General features: G+C 46.5%; 3 protein-coding genes. 2 read left to right on the top strand and 1 reads right to left on the bottom strand.

Translation table 11 applies throughout. The features are described from left to right. A partial coding sequence (locus A3763_RS28895; protein WP_197482988.1) for a DUF6524 family protein occupies window positions 1-214 on the top strand: 214 nt, incomplete at its 5' end. 47 nt (window positions 215-261) lie between these two features. Next, complete coding sequence (locus tag A3763_RS19310; RefSeq protein WP_156490355.1) at window positions 262-933, top strand: OmpA family protein; 672 nt, start codon at window positions 262-264, stop codon at window positions 931-933. Window positions 934-1,001: 68 nt separating this feature from the next. Here the strand turns inward: A3763_RS19310 and A3763_RS19315 are convergent. Then, window positions 1,002-1,219, bottom strand: a 218-nt coding sequence (locus A3763_RS19315; RefSeq protein WP_197482989.1) for a DUF2780 domain-containing protein, incomplete at its 5' end; no start/stop codon positions are given.

Raw genomic sequence — 1,219 nt, forward strand, 5'->3', positions numbered from 1 at the left:
AAAATCTTTAGGGCCCGTCGGGCTCACCCTCGCAGCGCTGCTCGTCGCGATTATTATCTGGGCATTAATCGATATTGGCTTAATTAGCATAAGTGAACCCAGTGCTTTCGTCTGGTTATTAGAAATTTTTATATCTGCAATTCTATGTTTGGGCATGAGCTGGTCTCATATTCGGCGCAGGCTATCCGGACAAGTTGACGTAGACGAAGTCTAAGCACCTTTTAGCACTATTTATATATACGGAAATAATGGAGCAAACTCATGTTGAATAAGAAAATCGTAAGCCTTACTGTTCTAGCATCCTTAACCAGTGCTTGTATGACCTATGACCCTTATACCGGTGAAGAAGAAGTATCAAGCGCAACGACAGGCGCAGTGACCGGGGCAGTCGCGGGAGCACTGATCGGGGTTGCAACCTCGAGTAAGTCTGACCGAGGCAAAGGCGCACTTATTGGTGCCGTTGCCGGTGGCGCTATTGGTGGTGGTGCGGGTTATTACATGGACCAGCAAGAAGCAAAACTAAGGCACCAGCTAAAAAATAGCGGCGTAAGCGTTAAGCGTGTGGGCGACGAAATAATCTTAGTGATGCCTGGCAACATTACCTTTGAAACGGGTAAGTCGGATTTACAGGCCAGTTTTGAGAAAATCATTCATTCTGTATCACTGGTCTTAAAGGAATTTGATAAGACTGCAATTGAAATCACCGGGCATACAGACTCCACTGGCGCGCTATCGTTTAATCAGACTCTCAGCGAACAGCGTGCTAACAGCGTTAAGTATGCACTCCAGACTCGTGGCATTGCCTCTGGGCGCATTCACTCTTCGGGTAAAGGGCCACGCTTCCCAGTTGCTTCTAATGACACTGCCGAAGGCCGTCAGGCTAATCGCCGTGTAGAATTAAAGCTACTTCCTTTAGAAAGCGCAGGAAAGTAAAGCCGTCACTTATCGCAATAAAAAAGGGCGCTCATAGCACCCTTTTTTATTCGTAATTTGCGATAGAACTACAAAATTGCACCTAAGCCTTTCTGTAGTAAACCACCAATATCGATACCTGAACCTTGCTCATCAGATGACTTAGAGTCTCCAGAGAAATATTCAATGGCCATCTGTGCGAACTTCAGCACCATATCCGGGCTCAAGCCTAAGGCTTCAAACTGTTTTGTGACTTCTCCTAGCGCGCCTAGTGAACCTGATGCGCCACTTACTTTAGACAGTATGC

The sequence above is a fragment of the Oleiphilus sp. HI0128 genome (assembly GCF_001635365.1).

Bases quoted from the DNA above. Each gene is read 5' to 3' on its own strand.
- A3763_RS19310 (WP_156490355.1), top strand. From the start codon at position 262: ATGTTGAATAAGAAAATCGTAAGCCTTACTGTTCTAGCATCCTTAACC.